The organism is Ensifer sp. NPDC090286 (genome assembly GCF_044769565.1).
GTDB lineage: Bacteria > Pseudomonadota > Alphaproteobacteria > Rhizobiales > Rhizobiaceae > Ensifer.
In genome coordinates this window covers 1048874-1068581 of the sequence record NZ_JBIVYF010000002.1, presented here as the reverse complement: position 1 = coordinate 1068581, position 19708 = coordinate 1048874, and the positions used below count along the sequence as shown (strand labels likewise).

The window sequence follows — 19708 nt, the reverse complement described above, 5'->3', positions numbered from 1 at the left end:
GCCTCAGGTCCGAAGAAAGACGGAAAGGATCGCGCCTGCCGCAAAGCCTGCAAGCACGAAAAGAAGCAGAAACGCCGGCTTCAGATCGCCGTTCGAGCGCTGCTTCAGGGCATTGAGGCTCTTTTCCATACCCGCGATCACACCGTCGAGCCGCATCAAGTGGACGTCGAGATCGGTCAGTCGCTGGGTAATTTCTCCGCGGAGGTTCGCGACATCGTCGCTGATTGCTGCAAGCCCGGGGTTTTCCGCTTCATCGCCGTCGTCAAGCTTCGATCGCAGGGCGGAACGCTGCGAGACCTGCAGTTGACGCTGTGCCGCCATCAGCACGTCGAGCTTGTCGAGCACTTTTGCAAGCGGTGCTGCAATCAGCGCTTCGGCCGCCTGTTCATCGGGCTTGGGAACACGAAGCGGCAGTTCGCCGCCTTTGCCGGTCGCCGCAAGCACGACGAGTTCACCGGTGCGCGCGCTCGCCATCTCCGGCAGGGCGATTTCAAACGCGTGGTTGCCGTCGCCAATCCCGTTGCGTTTCAGATCTGGTCGGTTGCGGTCGGCGAGCGCTTCGGCGATCACCTTGCCGTCGAGAAGCACGCGAATGGCAAGCCGCTTTTCCGGGGTTTCCGGGTCGAAGGCCCAGCCGAAGACGCGGCCTTGGTCGATTGCGTCCACGCGGCCCTTTAACGGCTTTGCATTGTTCTGCTCCGGTGCGACGTCCGGTTTGTCGACTGCTACAGACATGGTCTTCCCTCTAGGCGGCGACGGTTTCTCTCGGCTCGATCGCGTCGATGAGCGTGAGATAGCGCCGGGCAGTGGTATCGATATCGTTAGGCTTGCGGGCATTGGCCGAAAGGCGGCGCCGAAGGTCTGGGCTTTCCGCCATGCGGCGCATGGCGGCAGCCAACGCACGCGGATCGTTTGGCGAGACGGTGATGCCGTTGACGCCGTCCTGCACCATTTCGGCCATGCCGCCGATATTGCTGGCGATCACCGGTTTGCGCTGAGACTGGGCCTCGCCGATAACGAGCGGTGCGTTCTCCCACCAAATCGAAGGCACGATGGTGCAATCAACGGCGGCAATGAGGTCGCCGATGTCTTCGCGCCTGTAGGCGCCGCGCTGCTGAACGGAGGGCGCCGTCTTCTTGAAGAGCCGGGCGATCTCGTCCTTGAAACTGTCGGCCTGAAAAGGGGCGCCCCCGTGCACCCGCAGCTCAAAACGCAGGCCCTCGTCGATCAACTGCCGCGCAGCCTCGAGAAGCACGGACGTGCCCTTCCACGGATTGAGATTGCCGAAATAGCCGAAGACCGGGCGATCGTTCTCCGGCTGGCCCTTGCGCGACGGCGCGTCTCGTGGTGGCAGGCCATTGGCGATCACGTCGATCTGGTCGCCGTTAAGACCCCAGTCGATAAAGCGTTGCCTCAGAAACTGGCTCGGCGAGATGAAGCGATCGATCGTCCGGAGCAACGCTTTCAGATGCTGCTCGCGCAACACGAAACGATCGAGCGGAATGTCCTTGAAGCAGCTATGGCAACGGTCGGGGCTCGACTTGTGACAAAGCTCCTTGCCGCTGGTGCGCACCATCAGCCCATCGTGATGGCAAAGCGGATAGTAGTCGTGCAGGGTCATCACGATCCGGCAGTCGGGCAGGGTGCGGCGGACGATGTGCGGAAACTCCGCGCCAAGCAGCAGGAGATGGTGGATGTGAACCACATCCGGCCGGAAATCGCGCAAAAGCTCGGTAAGGTCGGGCACGACGCCATAGAGGTCGATCTGGCTCATGAAGAAGCGATCGAAATGGCCGGACCACAACAGAACCTCGTCACCTTCGGGGCCGATAGCCTGAAAGCTCGTGCCGGGGCGCACCTGCCGGTGGGTCTGGTTGGTCGCGCCGAGGAACAGTACCTCGTGGCCGGCGCGCTGATAGGCGCGGAAAAGGTCGTGTGCGAAAATCTCCGTGCCTCCGGGATGGAGTGCCGGATGGTTGTGCGCGGCGACCAGAATGCGCTTCTTCATCCGCTCACACTCCGGCGTTCGGCGACGAAGGCATCCTGGTAGTGACCGGCACTTTGGCCCCGCCAGTGACCGAGCGATTTCAGGACCGTCGTGAAACCTGCCCGTTCCAGCGCCCGGTCGAGGAAGCCGTCGTCGAAGCCGACGGCGGCAAGCGGCGGCAGGCCGGGGACGAACCAGCAGGGGCCGTCGCCGCTGCGAACGAAGGCAAGACGCGGATCCCGCCGGCCGTGTTCGTCCTTTGCAGCGATGCTATCGACCACGAAGGCGGTGACGAAGAGCCGCCCGCCGGGCCTCAGCATCCGGTTGATCTCGCTGAAATAGACGAGCACCTCGTCCGGCGGCAGATGGGTGACGATCGACGTCATGATCGCGAAGTCGAACTGGCGATCCGGGTAAGGCAACTTCAGCGCCTTGCCGTTGATCCTGCCCGACGGATTATAGAGTTCGTGGGCGATGTCGACATGCTGGAAGGTGAAGTTCGGATAGACCGGCGTGACGGATTGACGGCACCAGGTGACGCCGCCTTCCACCGGGTCGATACCGACATAGCGCCCGTGATCCGCATCGAGATACTGCGTCAGCGGAACGGCCATGCGGCCGATGCCGCTGCCGATGTCGAGCACGCTGCTTTTCGGTTGCAATCCGCCCATGCGGATGAAGTGGCCGAGAAACTCCGCGCCGACAGCCCGGTAGTTGCCATCTCCGACGAAGACGCTGTTTTGGTCCGGCTGCGGCAAGAAGCGATTGGTGAGAACCGTCTGAAGCATGCCTTCGATGCGGTCTTCGTTCTGTTGCCAGGTCGGCTGCAGGTTGTCTGCGTGGCGAAGTGCGGGCTGGTTCATGCGGCGCTCCTGGCGGCAGGCTTACGGGTGCTCGGCGCTGCCGCCTCTTCGGCGCCGAGGTAGGATGGCATCAGGGTGGTAATGTCTTGGTTCCAGCGCTCGGTGTGCAGCCATGCGTTGTACTGGCTGGCGACGCCGCGCGTGTAATCCTGACTGCGGCTGATCGAGCGCCGCTCCAGATGATAGAGGCAGGCTGCCGGCTCGTAGACGATGTCGAAGCCGGCCTGACGGATCTTGAGGCAGAGGTCGCTGTCCTCATAGTCGCCGATCACGAAGTCCTCGGCATAGCCGCCGACGAGGTCCCACACCTCCTTGCGCATCACCTGGCAAGCGCCGGTGACGCCGGGCACACTGCGCATTTCCTGCGCCGGCGCATAGGCGCCTGGCATGCCCTTGTAGAAATGATGATTGAGCCAGATGTCCTGCTTGTTGCGGGCAAAATAGAGGCCCGCATGCTGCAGCGAGCCGTCCTCGAACAGCAGCTTCGGGCCGATGGCGCCGATCGACTTTTCCTTCAGCACCGGCAGCGCAAGCTTTTCCAGCCAGCCGGCCCCACAGGGCACGACGTCCGAGTTGAGCATGACGATGACGGAACCGCGGGCAAAGCGTGCGCCGGCATTGCAGGCACGGGCGTAGCCGCCGTTGCGGTTCATCACCACGAGCTTCATCGAAAGCCCGTGAAGCAGATGGAAGCCGCCGAGCAGGTGTTCCGTCTCGTCGTGGATCTCCGGCGAATCGAGCACGTAGATGATCTCGGCATTGGCCGCGACGAAGGGGTCGGTCGCCAGTCCCGACAGCTGGAAGCGCAGGAAGTCGAGCACACGGTAGAGCGGAACGACGATCGAGACGAGCGGCGTGGCCATCATCGGGCCGAAGTCCTTGGTCTGGTCGACCCGGATCGTCTTGCCCAGCCGCTGCTCCACGTCTCTCAGCGCCGGCGCAAGGATTGTGCGGAACGCCTGGTCGTTGGCGTGCTGGGGTGGAACGGCGCGCAGGATGCGGTTGCGTTGCGTCGCCGGATCGAAGGGTTGCGGTTTCGGCACCAGCGGCTTGACCGCGCCGGACGCCAGTCGCAACTGGAAGCGCGGCTGGAGAAGGGGGCCAAGCGGTTCGCGCATCGGCAGCCAGCTGACAAAACCGGTCACGTCGGTCTTGGAGCCGTCCTCGGCACCGCGAGCCCAGCCTGGAAACTCATACCAGTTGCCATCGAGCGGCAAAGCCGTGCCGTCTTCCTGGAGATAGTCGATGCCGGCAAGGACGCCGTTTGCGTCGCGTGTCCAGCCGCCGACGAGCAGGCCTTCCGACATGGCAAGGGCGAGGTCGATCTCGGCACCCGGATGGAGAGCGGACTTGCCCGCCTGTCTTGCCGGCAGGGCGGAGCGAAGCTGCAGGTCGATCGCAAGGGCCGTGCCGCTTTCCGGAACCTCGCTCAATGACCGCACGACGAACTCGCGCAAGCCCGCCGCCGCGCCGTGCTCGGGCCACCATTGCTGGAGGTTGGGATAGCGGGAGCCGCGCGACGAAAGCTCGCGCACGGCGATACCGCGCTTTCCCATGATGATGAGCGAGAGCGCCTGCGGCGCGCGCGGCGATTCAAGAACGAAATGGCAGCGGCGCTGGCCGCGCTCGGTTCGGCCAGTTACGGCGAATTGCTGCGGCAGGGGCAAAACCGCTTCGGCGCCGAGCGCATAGATCGCGTTGATCTCGCCTAACTCGGCATTGACGGTCGTCTCGGCCAGATAGCGTCCATGCGCGAGGCGACAGGCGATGGTTGCGGGGCGCTGCCCAAGATTCAGGGCGTGGATGACGTCATCGACGAGGCCGATAAAGAACTCGTCACGCGACAGGCGAAACGCGCTTCGCCAGACCGTGAGCAGATTGTTGAGAAACTTGAGACGACCTTCGGGCTGAAGGTCGGAAAGCTGGGCCGCCAGATCGAGGAAAGGGAGCTTGGCGGTCGGTTCCAGGACAATCGTCTGCAAAACCTCACTGTCCGTGGCGATTTCGGCGAGCTCACGCTCGTTTCCGGGGCGCATCGCCCAGAAGATCCGTTGGCCCCCTTGGGCGCGGGGAAGCGCCATGCTGACGAGAGGCACGAGGGACCGCGACGCGGAAAGGGCGTATTTGGTCTTAGCCGAGAGTTCGGAAGGTGTGTCCCAGATCAACACAGCAACGTCGAGGCCGAGCCTGAATGCTGCGGCGCTTGCGAAATCGAGGCCGAAGCTTCTGATACGGTCGTCTGCCGTCACGCGCTACTCCTGGAGGACAGAAGGGAGGGCGCCCCACGGGAGGAAGTGGGGCGCACCAGTCAATCTCAATGGATCGTGAAGTAGTGGTTCGGGTTCGCCTGGATGTCGTCGGCGTCCGCATTGACGAGCGTCAGCGTATCGCCATGGCCGAAGTCGATGACCACGTTGCCACCAACCTGGGTGACGCGCGATGCCAGATCTTCCGGCGACGAAATGTCGAGGCCGTTGATGTCCTTCGAAATCTGCAGAAGGTCTTCGCCGGGCGTGAAGTCGAGGATGACGTCGTTGCCGCCACCACCGTCGAACACGAACACGTCGCTGCCTTCTCCGCCGGTCATGACATCGTCGCCCTGGCCGCCGTTGATGATGTCGTTGCCGGCACCACCGAACAGGATGTCGCTGCCACGGCCGCCCATCAGCAGGTCGCTACCGTCGCCGCCAATGAGAATGTCGTTGCCGTTGTCGCCGTAGAGCAGGTCATTGCCCTGGCCGCCGAACAGGACATCGTTCCCGTTGTCGCCATGGAGAACATCGTCGCCCCAGCCGCCGAACAGGGTATCGCTGCCGTTACCGCCGAACAGCATGTCATCACCTTCGTCGCCGAAAATGGTGTCGTCGCCATTGCCTCCGTTCACGAAGTCATCGCCACCACGGGCATGGATGAAGTCGTCGAAGCGTGAGCCAAAAAGGGCGTCATCATACGCGCCGCCTTCCAACGTGGCCATATGCTACTCCTCTTAGTTGTTGCTTACGTCATCTTGGTTGTTGCTTGCGCTCATCCCCGGTCTCAAACCGGTGGCGAGCGCGGCGACATTGCACTGCAAAAAAACATATGGCAACAGCAAAAAAGAAATAAAATCAGCTGCACTGTATTATTATCTGCTACCTACGATGTATATCTTGTATCAGTTTGATGATTATCCCTGATATCTAAGGGGTGATAGATTTGTTATTACTTAGAAATAAATTCAAAATTAGAAACAAATTGCCGGCGAAATTGAATTTCGCCGGCGCAGATCGTGTTGGAGCCTTCTGGATCAGTCTTCGCGGAAGGCTCGATTGAGGCTTTCTGCAATCGGGGAGACCATGTAATCGATCGCCGAGCGCGGCTTGTGGACGATCAGCACTTCTGCCGGCATGCCGGGATAGAGGCGGATGTCCGGGTTGGCGGTGAGCGAGGCCGGCGCAATGCGGGCGCGCGCCACGTAATAGGAGACGTTCGACTTTTCATCGACCGACTGATCGGCCGCGACGTAGCTGATCTCGCCGTCGAGCGGCAGGTGCGAGCGCTGATTGTAGGCGGTCAGCCGGATCTGCGTCTTTGAGCCGATGCCGATACTGTCAATGTCTCGGGTGCCGACATGCATTTCGACGAGAAGCGGCTCGTCCTCTGGAACGATGTCGAGCAACGGCTGGCCGGCCGAAACCGCGCTGCCCGGTGTGCGCAACTGAATGTTGGTGACGATGCCGGTCTGCGGCGAGCGGATTTCGAGGCGGCTCAAGACGTCCTTGGCCGAGACGAGCCGCTGTCCCACATCTGCAAGTTCCAGGCGGGCGGTCGTGATTTCGCCGGCGATCTCCGACTGGAATTCGTTCTCGATACCGGTCAGCCCGAGTTCCGCTCCGGCTTCCGCCTTTTCGGCCTGGGCCTTGTTGCCGGCAAGCTCACCGCGCGAAGCGGCAAGTTCGCTGAGCTTGGCATCGATCTCGATCAGCTTGGAGCGCTGGGCAAACTCTTTTGCCACCAGTGTCGCGATTGCGGTACGCTGCTCGGTGATCAGTTCGATCTGGCGGTCGGTCGCCCTTATCTGCTCGGCAAGCGACTTGGCTCTTTCCGAATACTCTTCGATGGTCTTGCCCTGAACCTCTAGCCGGCCTGCCTTTGCTTCGCGCCGCCGCTCGAAGAAGTTTGTCTCCGCCTTGACCGCGTCGTCGGCGGCCGATTCCGAAGTGCCAATCAACTCGTCGGGAAAGTCGATCTGCTTGGCTTCCGTCTGCTCCGCCTTGAGGCGGGCAAGCTTTGCGATCAGCCCAAGGCGCCGGCTTTGCAGTGCCTGAAGGTCGGACCGGGCGCGGGTGTCGGCAAGCTTGACCAGCGGTTGGCCGGACGTGACGCGGTCGCCTTCCTGGACGAGGAGGCGGTCGAGGATGCCGCCTTCGAAGTGGCTGACGGTCTTGCGTTTGGAATCGACCACGATCGTGCCGCTTGCGACCGACGCGCTGCTGAGTTCCGTTGAAAACGCCCAGCCGAAGAAGCCGCCGAAGGCGACGAGGATCGTCGTCAGGCCCGCAAGGACCACCCCGCGCAACGGCGCGGTGGCGCTGCTTTCGGCGTCCGCGTCCAGCCCGAGCAGCGGGTGGGGCCGCTCGGGGATCGCGGGCAGGTTCGCGCGGTCATCCTTGGCCACGAGTGTGCGTGCCTCGCGAGAGGCGGGCAAGTTCTGTTTGTTCGTCATGCGGATACGCCTTCCCGTCTCGGCTCGCCCGGTGTCATGGATGCGACCACATCGGTGCGCGGGCCAAACTGGGTGATGCGCCCGTTTTCAAGAACGAGCAGCTTGTCGGCGGCCTGCATGATCGTCGGCCGGTGGGCGATCATGATGACGATCGCACCGTCGTTGCGCGCCCGCTCGATCGCGCGGATCAATGCGCGCTCGCCGATGGCGTCGAGATTGGCGTTCGGCTCGTCGAGAACGATCAGGCGAGGATGGTCGTAAAGGCAGCGGGCAAGAGCGATGCGCTGGCGCTGGCCGCCCGAAAGCGTCAGATGCCCATCGCCGACCGGGGTGTCGTAGCCGAGCGGCAGGCGGCCGATCATGTCGTGCACGTCAGCAAGCCGAGCCGCCTCGAGCACCTTTTGAGGTTCGCCTTCCTCCATGCGCGAGATGTTGTCGCGGATGGTTCCTTCGAGCAGCGAAACGGACTGCGGCAGGTAACCGGTCATCTGGCCAAAGGAAGCGCGTTCCCACAGATAGACATTGTTGCCGTCGAGGAAGACGCCGCCGGTGGTCGGCTTCTGAATTCCGACGAGGAGCCGGGCCAGTGTCGATTTGCCCGCCGCCGAGGGGCCGACGATGCCGAGAACTTCGCCTGGCGAGAGCGAGAAGGAAACGCCCTTGATGATCGGCACATCGAGGCCGGGTGCTGCGTAAACGAGCTTATCCACAACAAGATCGCCCTGCGTGCGCGGCTGCGGCATGGTCTGGCGCACGGCCAGATCCTGGTTCAGAGCAGTCTCTATCCGGCGCCAGCTTGCAATCGCGAGCACCCACTGGCGCCAGTTCTCGATCATCGAATCAAACGGGGCGAGCAGGCGTCCGACGAGGATGGTCGTCGCCATCATAGCGCCGGGGGAAATCTCCTGTTTCATCACGAGGATAGAGCCTGTTGCAAGGGCTGCCGCCTGGATCATGAAACGCAGTGAACGGGTGATCGAAGCCATCGCCTTGCTGCGGCTTCCGCTGGTCTCCAAAGCGTCGAGCGCGTGCAGCTGCGCGGTGCGCCAGCGGCGGGCGAGTGCTGGCAGCATACCCATTGCTTCGATCGCCTCGGCATGGCGCAAGCTTGAACCAATTTTCGAAACGGCCTCGATATTGGCTTGATTGGCCTCTTTCATCAGCCGGCGAGTCAGCAAATCAGTCAGCAATCCACAGCATACAAGCAGGGCAATGGAAATGGCGCCAAGAAGGCCGAACATCGGGTGCAGCGCAAAGAGCACCCCGAGGAAGATCGGCGACCAGGCGGCATCGAGCGGGGCGCTGACGGCAGACGTCGTGAGGAAGCTGCGCAATTCAGCCAGGTCCCGCAGCGACTGGGTCGCCCGGGTCAGCCCTTGATCGGCGGCCGCCTGCACGGCGGCGGTCAGCACCGGCAGGTTCAGCCAGCGCACGACCGCACTACCCATCGCCTGGAACGTCAAAGCCCTGATGTATTCGAGCACGCCGTAGATCACGAGCGCGCCGACGACGAGAATCGTCAGCATGGTCAACGTGTCCATGCTCTGGCTGTTCAACACGCGGTCATGAACTTGCATCATGTAGAGCGGTGTCGAGAGCTGCAATATGCCGATGCAAGCACTCAGCAGGGCTGCATAAATAAGTGCCAAAACGAACACGCGGCGTGCCTTCAAAATAAGCAGCCGCGGATCGTTTGCTCCATTTTGCGCCTTCTTTGGCCCAATTTGGTTCTTGCTAATCATATTGCCTCGTTTGCTGTCACGCGTGGCGATTTTCTGGATAAGTTCGTTGGGGTCTTGAGGAAGCTATTTTGTTTGTTATCACTTAAATCACAGTGTTGCCGTGATAAGTGTGACACAATAATGGTGGAATGCTCAAGATAGTCGTATTCGGGGGGAGTAAAGGGGGCAAAAAATTGCTTCAAAATTTGAAGTAATTTTTGATTATTGTAGTAATGCTCAGTTGGAGAGAGGGATGAATCAAAGGATTCTCTATCCGTTCGCAGATTTTGGCGGCGCTGTTGCCATCCGCCCCGGGGATGACGCAGTTGGAAGTGCCCCTGAACATGACAATATTGACCAGGAGAGCGAAGCGTCCGTGGTCACATACTTCGAACTGGCACGGATGATGGAACGGGCCAGCCGGCGCTTTACCGGCCTGTTGCGTGCCGAGCTGACGAAGCTTGGTGTCGACGATATCGGCCCGGCACAGGCGATGGTTCTTCTGGCGATCGGCGATGCGGAAGTGTCGGTGGCGGAGCTTTTGGACCGTGGCCACTATGTCGGCTCCAACGTTTCCTACTACCTGAAGCAGTTGGGCGACGGGGAGTATATCGACAGGGCCGCCTCCCAGCGCGACCGGCGCTCGGCCCGCATCAAGCTTTCGGACAAGGGCAGGCAACTCTGCGATGCCCTACGCAAGGCGGCCGGCGCCTATGAACGTGTCCTCAGCCACGGCGAGCAGGACCGGCGCAATCTCGAAACCGCATTTCAAACGCTGCACCGGCTTGAGCTGGTTTGGGGGAATGCAACGCGCTACGGCATCTAAGATGCCCGCGCACAGGCTGTCCTTTCAACGGCTATAGGCAGGGAATATGCACGTAGCATTTGTACACCGGCGCGGCTTCTGCCAGTTCGCCGCTCTCGCGTCTCATTTGGCGCAGACGGGAAATGAAGTGACACTCGTGACGGAAACCGTGGATCAGCGGATTCCGTCAACGCGCGTCATTCGCCACCGAGCAGAACCCGGCCCGCAGGCCAATTCGCAGATGGCAAGGCACCTCGGTGTGCCTGACCATCATGTCCGGATCGGTCACCGGGTCGCCGAAACCTTCGATGCCATGGCCCGCCAGGGGCAGGTGCCCGACGTTATCGTCGGGCACATCGGCTGGGGCGGCATGACCTTCGTCAAGGATGTGCTGCCCAATGTCCCGGCACTCGGTTATTGCGAATTTTTCTACCGCGCTGAAGGGGCCGATATCGGCTTTGCCCCCGACGACAAGCCCGACCAGGATACGCGCAAACGGCTGCGGCTGCGCAACATGGCGCAACTCATGACGCTTGATGCGATCGATGGTGGCTTCAGCCCGACCCAATGGCAAAGGAGCCTTTATCCGGCAGAGCATCGCGCCCGTATCGGCGTCTGCCACGAAGGCGTCGACACCCGCGTCTTCCGTCCCGATCCGTCGGCGTCGTTGAAGCTTCCGGACGGACGGGTGCTAAAGGCGGGTGATCCGCCGATCGTTACCTTCGTCGCCCGCGATCTCGAGCCCTATCGCGGTTTCCCGCAGGCGTTGGAGGCGGCGGCAAAGGTCGCGAAGCGCCATCCCAATGCGCTTTTCGTTTTCGTCGGTGGCGACGGCGTCAGTTACGGCGCCCCGCCGCCCGGTGGCGGCTCCTGGAAAGACTACCTGCTTCAGTCCCTGGAAATCCCGGCCGACCGGTTCCTGTTTCCAGGCGTGGTGCCGCATGGCGTCCTGAGGCAGCTGTTCCAGATTTCGGCCGCCCATATCTATCTGACCTATCCCTTCGTGCTTTCCTGGTCGGTCCTGGAGGCCATGGCCTGCGGTGCTCTTGTCATCGGATCGGACACCGCGCCGATGCAGGAGGTGTTGAGCTCCGGCCGCAACGGCCTGCTCGTGCCGTTCTTCGATACGGATGCTCTGGCGGAGGCGATCTCGGGCGCCTTGCAGCAACCGGAGAAGTATTCCGAGTTGCGTGCAGCGGCCCGCCGTACCGTCGAGCAAAGGTTCCGTCTGAGCGATTGCATAGCACGACAGATGACATTGCTCGATAAGGCGATGGGAAATCCGGGATCCACTCAAATATTACGGGTCTCATCTGCATAATACTTCAAAACCCGAAGTATTATTTCACGAAAAACGCAAATATAACTTATTGTGCAGCGCAAATATCCTTGATATGCTTTCTCTAGGTCGTTGAATTCGCCGGTTTATTTCGGATCGGCGGACTCAACTACAGAGAGAATTCGGTTGTATTGAGGGTGGCGCGTGCAAGGGTTGGTGTCTTCTGGCGTGAGGTATTCGCAGGCGAAGAGAAAGCTGGTGTTGGCCTCGGATCACGATAGGGCGAGTGTCCAGGGCAGTGGCATCGAGCACCTGGTTCATTTTCTTCCGGCAGGCGATCGGCCTGATGCGACGCTGGAAAACGTGTTTCCATTGATAGGGCTTGCCTTTTCAAGGGAGGGCGAGGCGGATCTGGCCGACGGCATCGTCTCGTTGCGGGCGCTCGGCACCGTCCCGGAGATCCCGATCAGGCGCTTGAGCGCCGAGGCCGTCAGCGAAAGCGCCGGGCTCATTCAGGCGCTGGTAGATGGTGGTGTCGGACGGCTCGCCCGGTTCTCGTCGGCAATCACCTCGGAGCTTGCGCTGCTTCGCCGCGAGCGCGAAACGCTGCTCGAAAACTACCGCGCGCTCGAAGATGCGTTCCAGGCGCGCAATTGGGAGCCGGTCGCGGAAGTCTTTGCGCACGACCCCTATGTTGATCCCAAGGATGAAGGCATCGGCCATCTGATTGCCAATGCCTTTGTCGAGCAGCTCCTGCCGGTCTCCAGTCATGGCGTCGCCGGCATCGCGCTTCACTTCAACTCGGTCCCACGGGATGGCGGCGAACTGGTCGTTGTCTTGAGTTATGTCGAAAGCGGCGAGGGGGTTGCTGAGTGGGCCGTTCCATTCTCGCAGCTCGTTCCAGGCTGGAACTTCTTTGCCCTGCCGCGCACCTGCGGGGGCGGGGCCAAGACCCTGCGGCTGCGCGTTTCGACGACCGGTAGTGAAACGATCGGGCTTTCGCTCGGTTATCCCATCGCCAGTGAACACTATACGGCTCGGTCCGAGACCCGCCACGCCGACCTTGATCTGCGCCCTCTAGCGTTCCGCGTCTATACCGGCCTGCCCGGCGTCAAGCCGACGCGCATGCCGAACATGATCGCGCCGACCGCGCTGCTCGACGGCCACTTCATCGAGGATTATCGCCTGTCGGTCGATATGCTCAGCCAGATCGTCGACGTATCGGTGACGCCGGTCGTGCCGGAATTCCAGACGGTACGCTTTCTCGAACACGAACACGCCGTCGTCTGCCATCCGCTTGCAAATGGCGTGTCGGCCGGCGCCGTCGGTCGCGCTGTCGAGCCCGGCACCATATCCTTCTCCGCAAGCGCAGTGGTCGATCATCCCAAGGGCGCCCCGGCGGCCGTCAGCTTTCTGCTCGCTCCAGCGGGCTCGAACGCGCGGTCCGAAGTGGCGGAACTGGCGCGCAAGGGGGTGGTCAAACCGTCCGCCTTCTTCAGCGGCTGGCGCGAGGTCACCAATGAGCAGCCGATCAACATCAACTTCCAGCTCGACGAGCCGGTGCGCCAGCCCATGGATCTGATGATCCTCAGCCGCGCCGTAACCGACTCGGTCGATTTCTCCTGGCTCAAGGTGTCGGGCTTCCGGATGGTCAAGCAGTCGGGTGGTGCGTCTCATGCACAGCAATAGCGATCCAAGGGACCTCGTTGCGATCGCCATGCCGCTCTATGGTCACGCGGCGCTGGCGCTCGAAGCGCTCGAATCCGCGCTCGCTTCGGATCTCGAGGGCTGCCGTATTGCCATCGTCGTCTCGGTCGACGGCGACCCACGGCAGGAAACCTTCGATCAGCTGTTGCTCTATACCGCGGCCCACCCTGATATCCATGTGGTCTTCGGGCGTAACGCCGGCCCCGGCGGCGCGCGCAACCGCGCCATCAACTACGTGCTCGAACACCTGCCCGAGGCGAAGGCCGTCTATTTCCTCGACGCCGACAACCGCGTCCTGCCGGGCACGATCGAGACCCTCTATCGGCGTTTGCACGAAAGCGGCGCCGGCTGGGTCTATACCAACATCGACACCTTCTCGGTGAGCTGGCGAGCCCATTACGGCAACCAGTATTCCAGGCTCGTCCACTGCATCACGGACAACATCTGCGACACCGGCTCGATGATTTCGATCGAGGTCTTCCAGGAAGGCGTTCGGTTCAACGACGACCGGCAGAACGGTTTCGAGGATTGGGAGTTCTGGCTTTCCTGCGTCGAGCACGGCTTCGTCGGAACGCCCTGCCATGACACGACGTTCGAATACCGACTGCGCGCCGAAAGCCGTTTCAAGGAAGCCAACCGCGACCGCGCGACATCCGTGAGCTTCCTGAGGAAGCGCCACAAGGCCCTGTTCCAGCGGCCGATGCTCGTCGATTTCGAGCACGCGGAGTGCCCGCGCTATCTCTTTGCGCGCACGGAAGACGCGGCGATCTCGTTCTTCACCGATCCGACGAAGCAACCGAAGCGGCTGCGGCTCGACGACACCATTCCGGCCTTTTGGGCAAGCACCGGCGAGCCCGACAACGTGCATTTCCCGCCCTTCGTCATGGCCGGCAGCGGTGCGACGATCGATCTGCTTTTGCGCTCGCGCATGCTGCCCAACGTGCTTTGCCACCTGGAGCGCCTGAGCGAGAAGGCCAATGTGGTCTTCGTGCATCTCGGCAACGACGCGACGCAGCGCAAGATCGAGCCGACCTTCCTCGACGCCGGCGCCCAGCATCTCGGCCAGCCGGATCTCATCTTCATATCGACGGCGCTCCTGCGTGACGTCATCCGCAACAACGCGCTCGACTGGTTTGCTTCTATCGGCACGCAGCAGGTCTGGCCGACCTCGGCGGTGCTCAATGTGCGCTTCCCGTTCCCGCGCGCCCTGCCGCGCCGCACGCTGATCACGCCGCAACAGGTGATGATCAACTGCGTCAACGCGATCGCCACCAGTCCGCTTCGCCGCACGGCCGGCCGTCGCTGGACGTGGCGACCCGCACGGCTCATGCCCTATTCCGACCTGCACAAGGCCTTGCGAACGGAAATCGGCGGTTCGCCGGTGCTGCCGCTCGGGCATAGTGAAGCCGGCAAGAAGACCGCGGCACTTCTCGTGCCGAACGCGTCGTTCGGAGGCGCCGAGAAGGTCATCTATGCCGCCTCGCGAGAACTCAGGGCGGCGGGCTACGAGACGCATCTGTTCGTGCTCGGCACCAGCCGCATGGACGTGATCGACGAGTTCGATTCGAGCTTCGACTATGTTCACTTCTGGGATCAGGGCATCCCGGCCTGGGGCGGCTCCGGCTCGTTCCTCGGCCAGGATTTTATCGCCGACCACCATGAAGTCGACTGGGGTGCGCTGAAGGGCCAGCTTTCGGGCTTCGATCTCGTCATCAACAACCACGTCATGGCGATGCATCCGCTGATCGCGCGGCTGCGCTCGGAAGGCACGCGCACGGCCTGCTATCTGCACGTCGTCGACAACACGCCGTTCAAGCGCCCGGCCGGGCAACCCTTTGCCGCCATCGCCCACGAGCATTGCTACGACGCTTTCCTCACCTGTTCGGAACAGCTGAAGTTCTACCTGCACAGCTTCGGCGTGCCGCTCGAAAAGATCTTCGCCGTTCCGAACGGCGCAAGTTTTTCCGTGCCACCCAAGGTGCTTGCAGATGTGCTGCAGGTGCGGCGGATCGAGCGCAAGGACGACAGGTTGCGTCTACTCTACATGGGCCGTCTCGACCAGCAGAAAGGCATCGATCGGCTGGCTGCGACGATCTCCGAATTGCGCGCGGCACACGTGTCGTTCGACGCGCGCGCGATCGGTGGCGAGATCCTGGCGGACGCTTCGTTCTCCTGGACGGACCGGCTCAAGGAGTTGGGCGTCGACGTGCGTCCTCCGGTCTTTGCCAGCCGCGACCTGATCAAGGCGCTCGGCTGGGCCGATGTGCTGATCATGCCTTCGCGCTGGGAAGGTGCCCCGCTGATGATCGCCGAAGCCCAACAGCTCGGCTGCGTGCCGATCGCAACCGCGGTTGGCGCCGTCGACGAACTGATCGTCGATCGGGAGGACGGCATCCTGATCGACGCCTCCTCGGATCCCCAGGTCGTGCGCGACATGGTGAAGGCGATCGCCGAGGTTTCCCGTGATCGCAACCTGCTTGCGCCGATCATGGAAGGTTGCCTCAGAACCGCGGCCCGCCGCGCCTGGTCCAACTCCTTCTCGGAGTTCCTCGGCTGGTGCGATGGCGCTGTGAACAATTCCTCGCTTTCACGCGCCAAGGTCATCCGGGCGCGTGAGACATCCAATACCGGCGTCGCAGCTGCAGGCTGATCGACCCGTACGACTTTTCAAAGAGAAGGGACTTACGCATGCGTCCAAGAATCCTCCTGACGGGTATTCCTGGTCATTACACGCGCCTCGCAAGCGGCGCCAATGGCCTGTCGGTTTCCTATTCGGAACGGCAAAAGCAGCCCGAATCCAAGGACGAGTTTCTTCAGGAGCTTCGCAACATCAGCAACACCGGCAACTATCTGATCGGTGAAGGGGCTTTGCGCGCCATTGCGCCGCATGCCAAGCAAATCCCGTTCTGGCACCTCTACAATTGCCACAAGAACGGCACCGGTTTCGAAGAGTTCAACAACAACTTCGACATCTGCGTGTTCACCTGCGCGAACCTGTTGCGCAAGGGGCTTTCCGCCGATGCCGAAGCTGACGTGTTGAGCAAGCTGAAGATGCCGATCGTCATGCTCGGCATCGGCCATCAGAACCGCAAGGATCTGGAAACCGGCCTGCCGGAAGGAACCAAGCGGCTGCTCGACGTTCTCAAGGACCGCGAGCACTACTTCCTGACCCGCGGCTACGAAACCGCCGGCTACCTGAAGGACCAGGGCTTCAAGTTCGTCCGCCCGACCGGCTGCCCCTCGGTCTATTTCGCGCCGAACAACATGCGCGCCTCGATGAAGAAGTTGCCGCACGTCAAGATCGGCCAGGCAAAGACGATCTTCTCGGGCTATCTCGGCGCCAATCACGACTGCATCGTCGATGCGATCGCGCTCAACCCGGAAGGCGCCACGCCGCAATACATCATCCAGGACGAATTCCTGCACTTCGACATGAAGGTCGAGCCGGATGCCGATGGAAGGGTCTTCGATTCAAGCTCGGGCAAGATGCTCGGCGAACTCGCTTTTCCGGGCGCCGAGCGCCAGAAGGTGCCGTTCGATGTGCGCACCTTCTTCGATACCAACATGTGGCGTGCCTGGGCCTCGCATATGGACTTCAATTTCGGCCGGCGGTTCCATGGCTCGATCATTGCCATGCAGGCGGGCGTGCCGAGCCTGATGGTGGCCGTCGACGACCGCATGCGCGAAATGCTGGGCTTTACCGGCCTGCCGTCGGTAGACGTCCAGGAGCTCGAAAAAGCGGAGAACCGCGCGGAGTTCGTAGCCAGCCATCTGGCCGGGCTGAACGCGTCCGAGCTGGTTGATCGCTACTCCGATCGCGAGCGCAATTTCCGCACGGTGCTGCGCGAGATCGGCATCGGCCTCTAAACATGGATGCCTCGGGCACGTTCGACCCGAGGCGCTCAATTCATGAAGTTCGGGCGGCGTGGTGAGGATTGCAGATCCGCTTCCTCATGCCGCCCTCGCTCTTCCTCAACTCTGTCGGCCAGTCCACAAACCAGGTGTATCGATGCGTATCCTGCTCACCGGAATTCCCTCCTACCTCCAGCGTACTGTCGCGCGTGTTTCCGGTGCGACGGTCCATCACAAGCCCTATTTCGACGACATCCGAAGCAAGAAGGATCTGGTCGACCAGGTCAAGAAGATCGCCAACACCGGCAACTACCTGATCGGCGAGGGTGCAGCTTACGCCTTGCGTGGTCATGACGTGACCTATGTGCCGTTCTGGCATCTGGTCAACAGCCGCGGCGCCAACGACGTCTACGATGCCCTGAACAAGGAATTCGACATGTGCGTGTTCGCCTCGGCGAACCTGCTGCGTCCGGGATACTCGGCCGACCTCGAAGCGGACGTGTTCGAGAAGCTGAAGATGCCCGTCCTGGTGATGGGTATCGGTATCCAGAAGCGTGAGGGTCTGAAGGAAAACCTGCCGGCCGGCACGTTGCGGTTTCTCGAGGTATTGAAGCAGAAGGAAAGCTTCTTCCTGACCCGCGGCTATTTCACCGCCGAGTTCCTGCGGGCTGAGGGCATGAAGTTCGTCAAACCGACCGGCTGCCCCTCGCTTTTCTTCGCTCCCAACGAGATGCGCCACTCGTTGACCTCGCTTGCCAATGCCGATTTGGCGTCGTCACAGAAGCTCGCGCTCGGCGGCTATCTCGGCAGCGTTGCCGACACCATCGTCGATGCCCACGCACTCCTGAAGCCCGAGAGCGTGGCAAGTTACGTCATCCAAGACGAGATCGTTGCCTATAACCTGACGCTGCCCGTCGATGACAACGCGCCGGTCTATGACCGCTCCAGCGGCCGCATCACCGGCAAGACCGAATACAAGCATCAGGAGAAGTGGCAGCGGCAGAACGAACTGATGGTGTTCTTCGACACCAACCAGTGGCGCGCCTGGTCATCGACCCGGGACCTCTGCATCGGAAGGCGCTTCCATGGCTGCGTCATCGGCATGCAGGCGGGCACGCCCTCGCTGATGATCGCCGTCGACGACCGCATGCGCGAGATGCTCGAATTCATCGGCTTTCCCTATATCGAGGCAGGCGTCTGGAATCGTGAGGCGGACAAGAAGGCGCATCTCGCCAGCTTCCTGTCGAAGATCGATGCGCAGGCGGTTACCGAACGCTATTCGGCATGCGAGGCGAACTTCCAAAGTGCGCTGAAACAGGTTGGCATTTAATCGGCACCTGACCCGGGCGGCGCCGTTGGCGCTGCTCCTTGCCGCTCTGGTCTCCTCGGCGGCGTTTTCGCATGGCGCTCCGGCGTGGGCGGGCGAGGCCGAAGCTGCACGCTACGGCGTCAACCGGCTCAACCTCGCCTGGCTGGAGCGCGCGGAGCAGGAACGCATCCTTCGCGAAATTGCCGACAGCGGCGCGACCCATGTGCGGCTATCGTTGTCGCGGCCCGTCGACAAAAGCATCGACGCGCTGGAGATTGCCAACCGGCTGGGTCTGCGGATCCTGCTCGAAATCCAGCTGTCGAACAAAAGCTATTATCCGGACAGCGTTCGCCCACGCACCGGCTTCGGGCGCATCTGGGATATCAATCGGCTGTCCGATCTCGACCTTGAGCGTTACCGCGACGGCCTGACGTCAGCGCTGCAGCGCATTGATGCCCTTGGAATCCGTCTCGAAGCGGTGGAACCCGGAAACGAGATCAATCTTGCCGGCTATAACGGCGATCTCGCGGTTTACGAAAAACCGGGCCAGGCCACGCCACGACATCTCGGCGAACTCAAGGATCCCCAAGCGTTCGAGAAGGGGCTCGACAACTACGTCGCGGCGCTGACGGTCACCCGCGACGCCGTTCAGGCGAGCGCCAACAGCAAGGCGATCATCGTTTCCGCCGGGCTCTCCGACATGGGAGCGAAGGAAGCGGACCGGCAAGGGATGGAGCGGCTGGACCCCGGCGAGGTGATCGCCCTTTTGAGGGCGCGCGGCATGGATGAACTCGTCGATGCCTATGGCATTCACATCTACCCGGCGCGCAAGGACAAGGCGGCGATCACATCGATCGTCACCAGACTTCTCGATTTCTGCGTGCCTGCCGACCGGGGACGGCCGTGCTGGGTGACGGAATGGGGGATTGCCAACACGGCGCGCAGTTGTCCCGTCGACGATCGTGAACGCGAAGGGGCGATGTCGGCCATGCGGACGGTCTTTGAGCGGTTTGCCGCGGAAAAACGCCTGGATGCCGCCTACTACTATGACTGGGACACCCAGCAGAATTACCGGTTATGGCGCTGCGGTGCGCTGAGCCCGGCCGGCGTGCTCGCGATCGAACCGGCCAAGGACGATTGACAACCGTACAGCTCGCGCGGGCCGAAGCGTTCCTTTTCGGATCAGCGCCGCGTTGCGCGGCTCGTCGCCGGCTCAAGCCCCTTGCCGCGGTAGGTGACGGGAATGCCGAGTTCCTCGTGGGTCCGCGCCAGCGTTTCCAGCCACGTCGCCAGTTCCTCCGGCACCTTTTCGTCGCCGGTCTCCATCGCCTCGATCCATGCCAGGTTGCAATGGAGGGCGCTTGCCAGATTGATCGGCGTCCAACGAAGAACGAGAAGGCATTGGGTGAAACGGGCGGGTGTCATCGGTCGTGCTCAAGGTTGCATGTGGAATGGATGAAGCAGGCTTTACACGTGGAAA

Annotated in this window: 15 protein-coding genes; 7 read left to right on the top strand and 8 right to left on the bottom strand. The window is 61.9% G+C overall.

Going from position 1 to position 19708, the window contains the following annotated elements; all coding sequences use genetic code 11:
• Positions 1-3: 3 nt before the first annotated feature.
• From ACIQUG_RS15030 to ACIQUG_RS15000, 7 genes are all read right to left on the bottom strand, one after another.
• Positions 4-735, bottom strand: coding sequence for a hypothetical protein (locus ACIQUG_RS15030; RefSeq protein ID WP_402322975.1), 732 nt, complete (start codon positions 733-735; stop codon positions 4-6).
• A gap of 10 nt (positions 736-745) precedes the next feature.
• Complete coding sequence (locus ACIQUG_RS15025) at positions 746-2008, bottom strand: glycosyltransferase family 4 protein (protein WP_402322974.1); 1263 nt, start codon at positions 2006-2008, stop codon at positions 746-748.
• A complete protein-coding gene (locus ACIQUG_RS15020; protein ID WP_402322972.1) occupies positions 2005-2850 on the bottom strand; it encodes a class I SAM-dependent methyltransferase in 846 nt (281 codons plus the stop codon). Before ACIQUG_RS15020 ends, ACIQUG_RS15025 begins: the two co-directional genes overlap by 4 nt.
• Positions 2847-5099 carry a glycosyltransferase family 2 protein gene (locus ACIQUG_RS15015; protein WP_402322970.1) on the bottom strand — a complete coding sequence of 751 codons (2253 nt, stop codon included), beginning with the start codon at positions 5097-5099 and terminating at the stop codon, positions 2847-2849. Before ACIQUG_RS15015 ends, ACIQUG_RS15020 begins: the two co-directional genes overlap by 4 nt.
• 65 nt (positions 5100-5164) lie before the next feature.
• Positions 5165-5824: a calcium-binding protein gene (locus ACIQUG_RS15010; protein ID WP_402322968.1), complete on the bottom strand. Its 660-nt coding sequence runs from the start codon at positions 5822-5824 to the stop codon at positions 5165-5167.
• Between the two features lie 312 nt (positions 5825-6136).
• Complete coding sequence (locus ACIQUG_RS15005) at positions 6137-7555, bottom strand: HlyD family type I secretion periplasmic adaptor subunit (protein ID WP_402322966.1); 1419 nt, start codon at positions 7553-7555, stop codon at positions 6137-6139.
• Positions 7552-9297 (bottom strand): type I secretion system permease/ATPase, encoded by a 1746-nt coding sequence (locus ACIQUG_RS15000; protein WP_402322964.1) that lies wholly within the window; start codon positions 9295-9297, stop codon positions 7552-7554. The genes ACIQUG_RS15005 and ACIQUG_RS15000 overlap by 4 nt, the downstream gene beginning before the upstream one ends.
• Before the next feature lie 232 nt (positions 9298-9529).
• Here ACIQUG_RS15000 and ACIQUG_RS14995 point away from each other — a divergent pair, with 232 nt between their 5' ends.
• From ACIQUG_RS14995 to ACIQUG_RS14965, 7 genes are all read left to right on the top strand, one after another.
• Positions 9530-10102, top strand: coding sequence for a MarR family transcriptional regulator (locus tag ACIQUG_RS14995; RefSeq protein WP_043612747.1), 573 nt, complete (start codon positions 9530-9532; stop codon positions 10100-10102).
• Between the two features lie 46 nt (positions 10103-10148).
• Complete coding sequence (locus tag ACIQUG_RS14990; protein ID WP_402322962.1) at positions 10149-11402, top strand: glycosyltransferase family 4 protein; 1254 nt, start codon at positions 10149-10151, stop codon at positions 11400-11402.
• A 174-nt stretch (positions 11403-11576) separates the two neighbouring features.
• Positions 11577-13049: a DUF6212 domain-containing protein gene (locus tag ACIQUG_RS14985; protein ID WP_402322960.1), complete on the top strand. Its 1473-nt coding sequence runs from the start codon at positions 11577-11579 to the stop codon at positions 13047-13049.
• Positions 13036-15717, top strand: coding sequence for a glycosyltransferase (locus ACIQUG_RS14980; protein WP_402322958.1), 2682 nt, complete (start codon positions 13036-13038; stop codon positions 15715-15717). The genes ACIQUG_RS14985 and ACIQUG_RS14980 overlap by 14 nt, the downstream gene beginning before the upstream one ends.
• A gap of 38 nt (positions 15718-15755) precedes the next feature.
• Positions 15756-16934 carry a polysaccharide pyruvyl transferase family protein gene (locus ACIQUG_RS14975; RefSeq protein WP_402322956.1) on the top strand — a complete coding sequence of 393 codons (1179 nt, stop codon included), beginning with the start codon at positions 15756-15758 and terminating at the stop codon, positions 16932-16934.
• Between the two features lie 142 nt (positions 16935-17076).
• A complete protein-coding gene (locus ACIQUG_RS14970) occupies positions 17077-18249 on the top strand; it encodes a polysaccharide pyruvyl transferase family protein (RefSeq protein WP_402322954.1) in 1173 nt (390 codons plus the stop codon).
• A gap of 46 nt (positions 18250-18295) precedes the next feature.
• Positions 18296-19369, top strand: coding sequence for a glycoside hydrolase (locus ACIQUG_RS14965; protein ID WP_402323041.1), 1074 nt, complete (start codon positions 18296-18298; stop codon positions 19367-19369).
• Between the two features lie 41 nt (positions 19370-19410).
• Here the strand turns inward: ACIQUG_RS14965 and ACIQUG_RS14960 are convergent, their stop codons facing one another.
• A complete protein-coding gene (locus ACIQUG_RS14960; protein WP_043612741.1) occupies positions 19411-19653 on the bottom strand; it encodes a hypothetical protein in 243 nt (80 codons plus the stop codon).
• Positions 19654-19708: the final 55 nt, after the last annotated feature.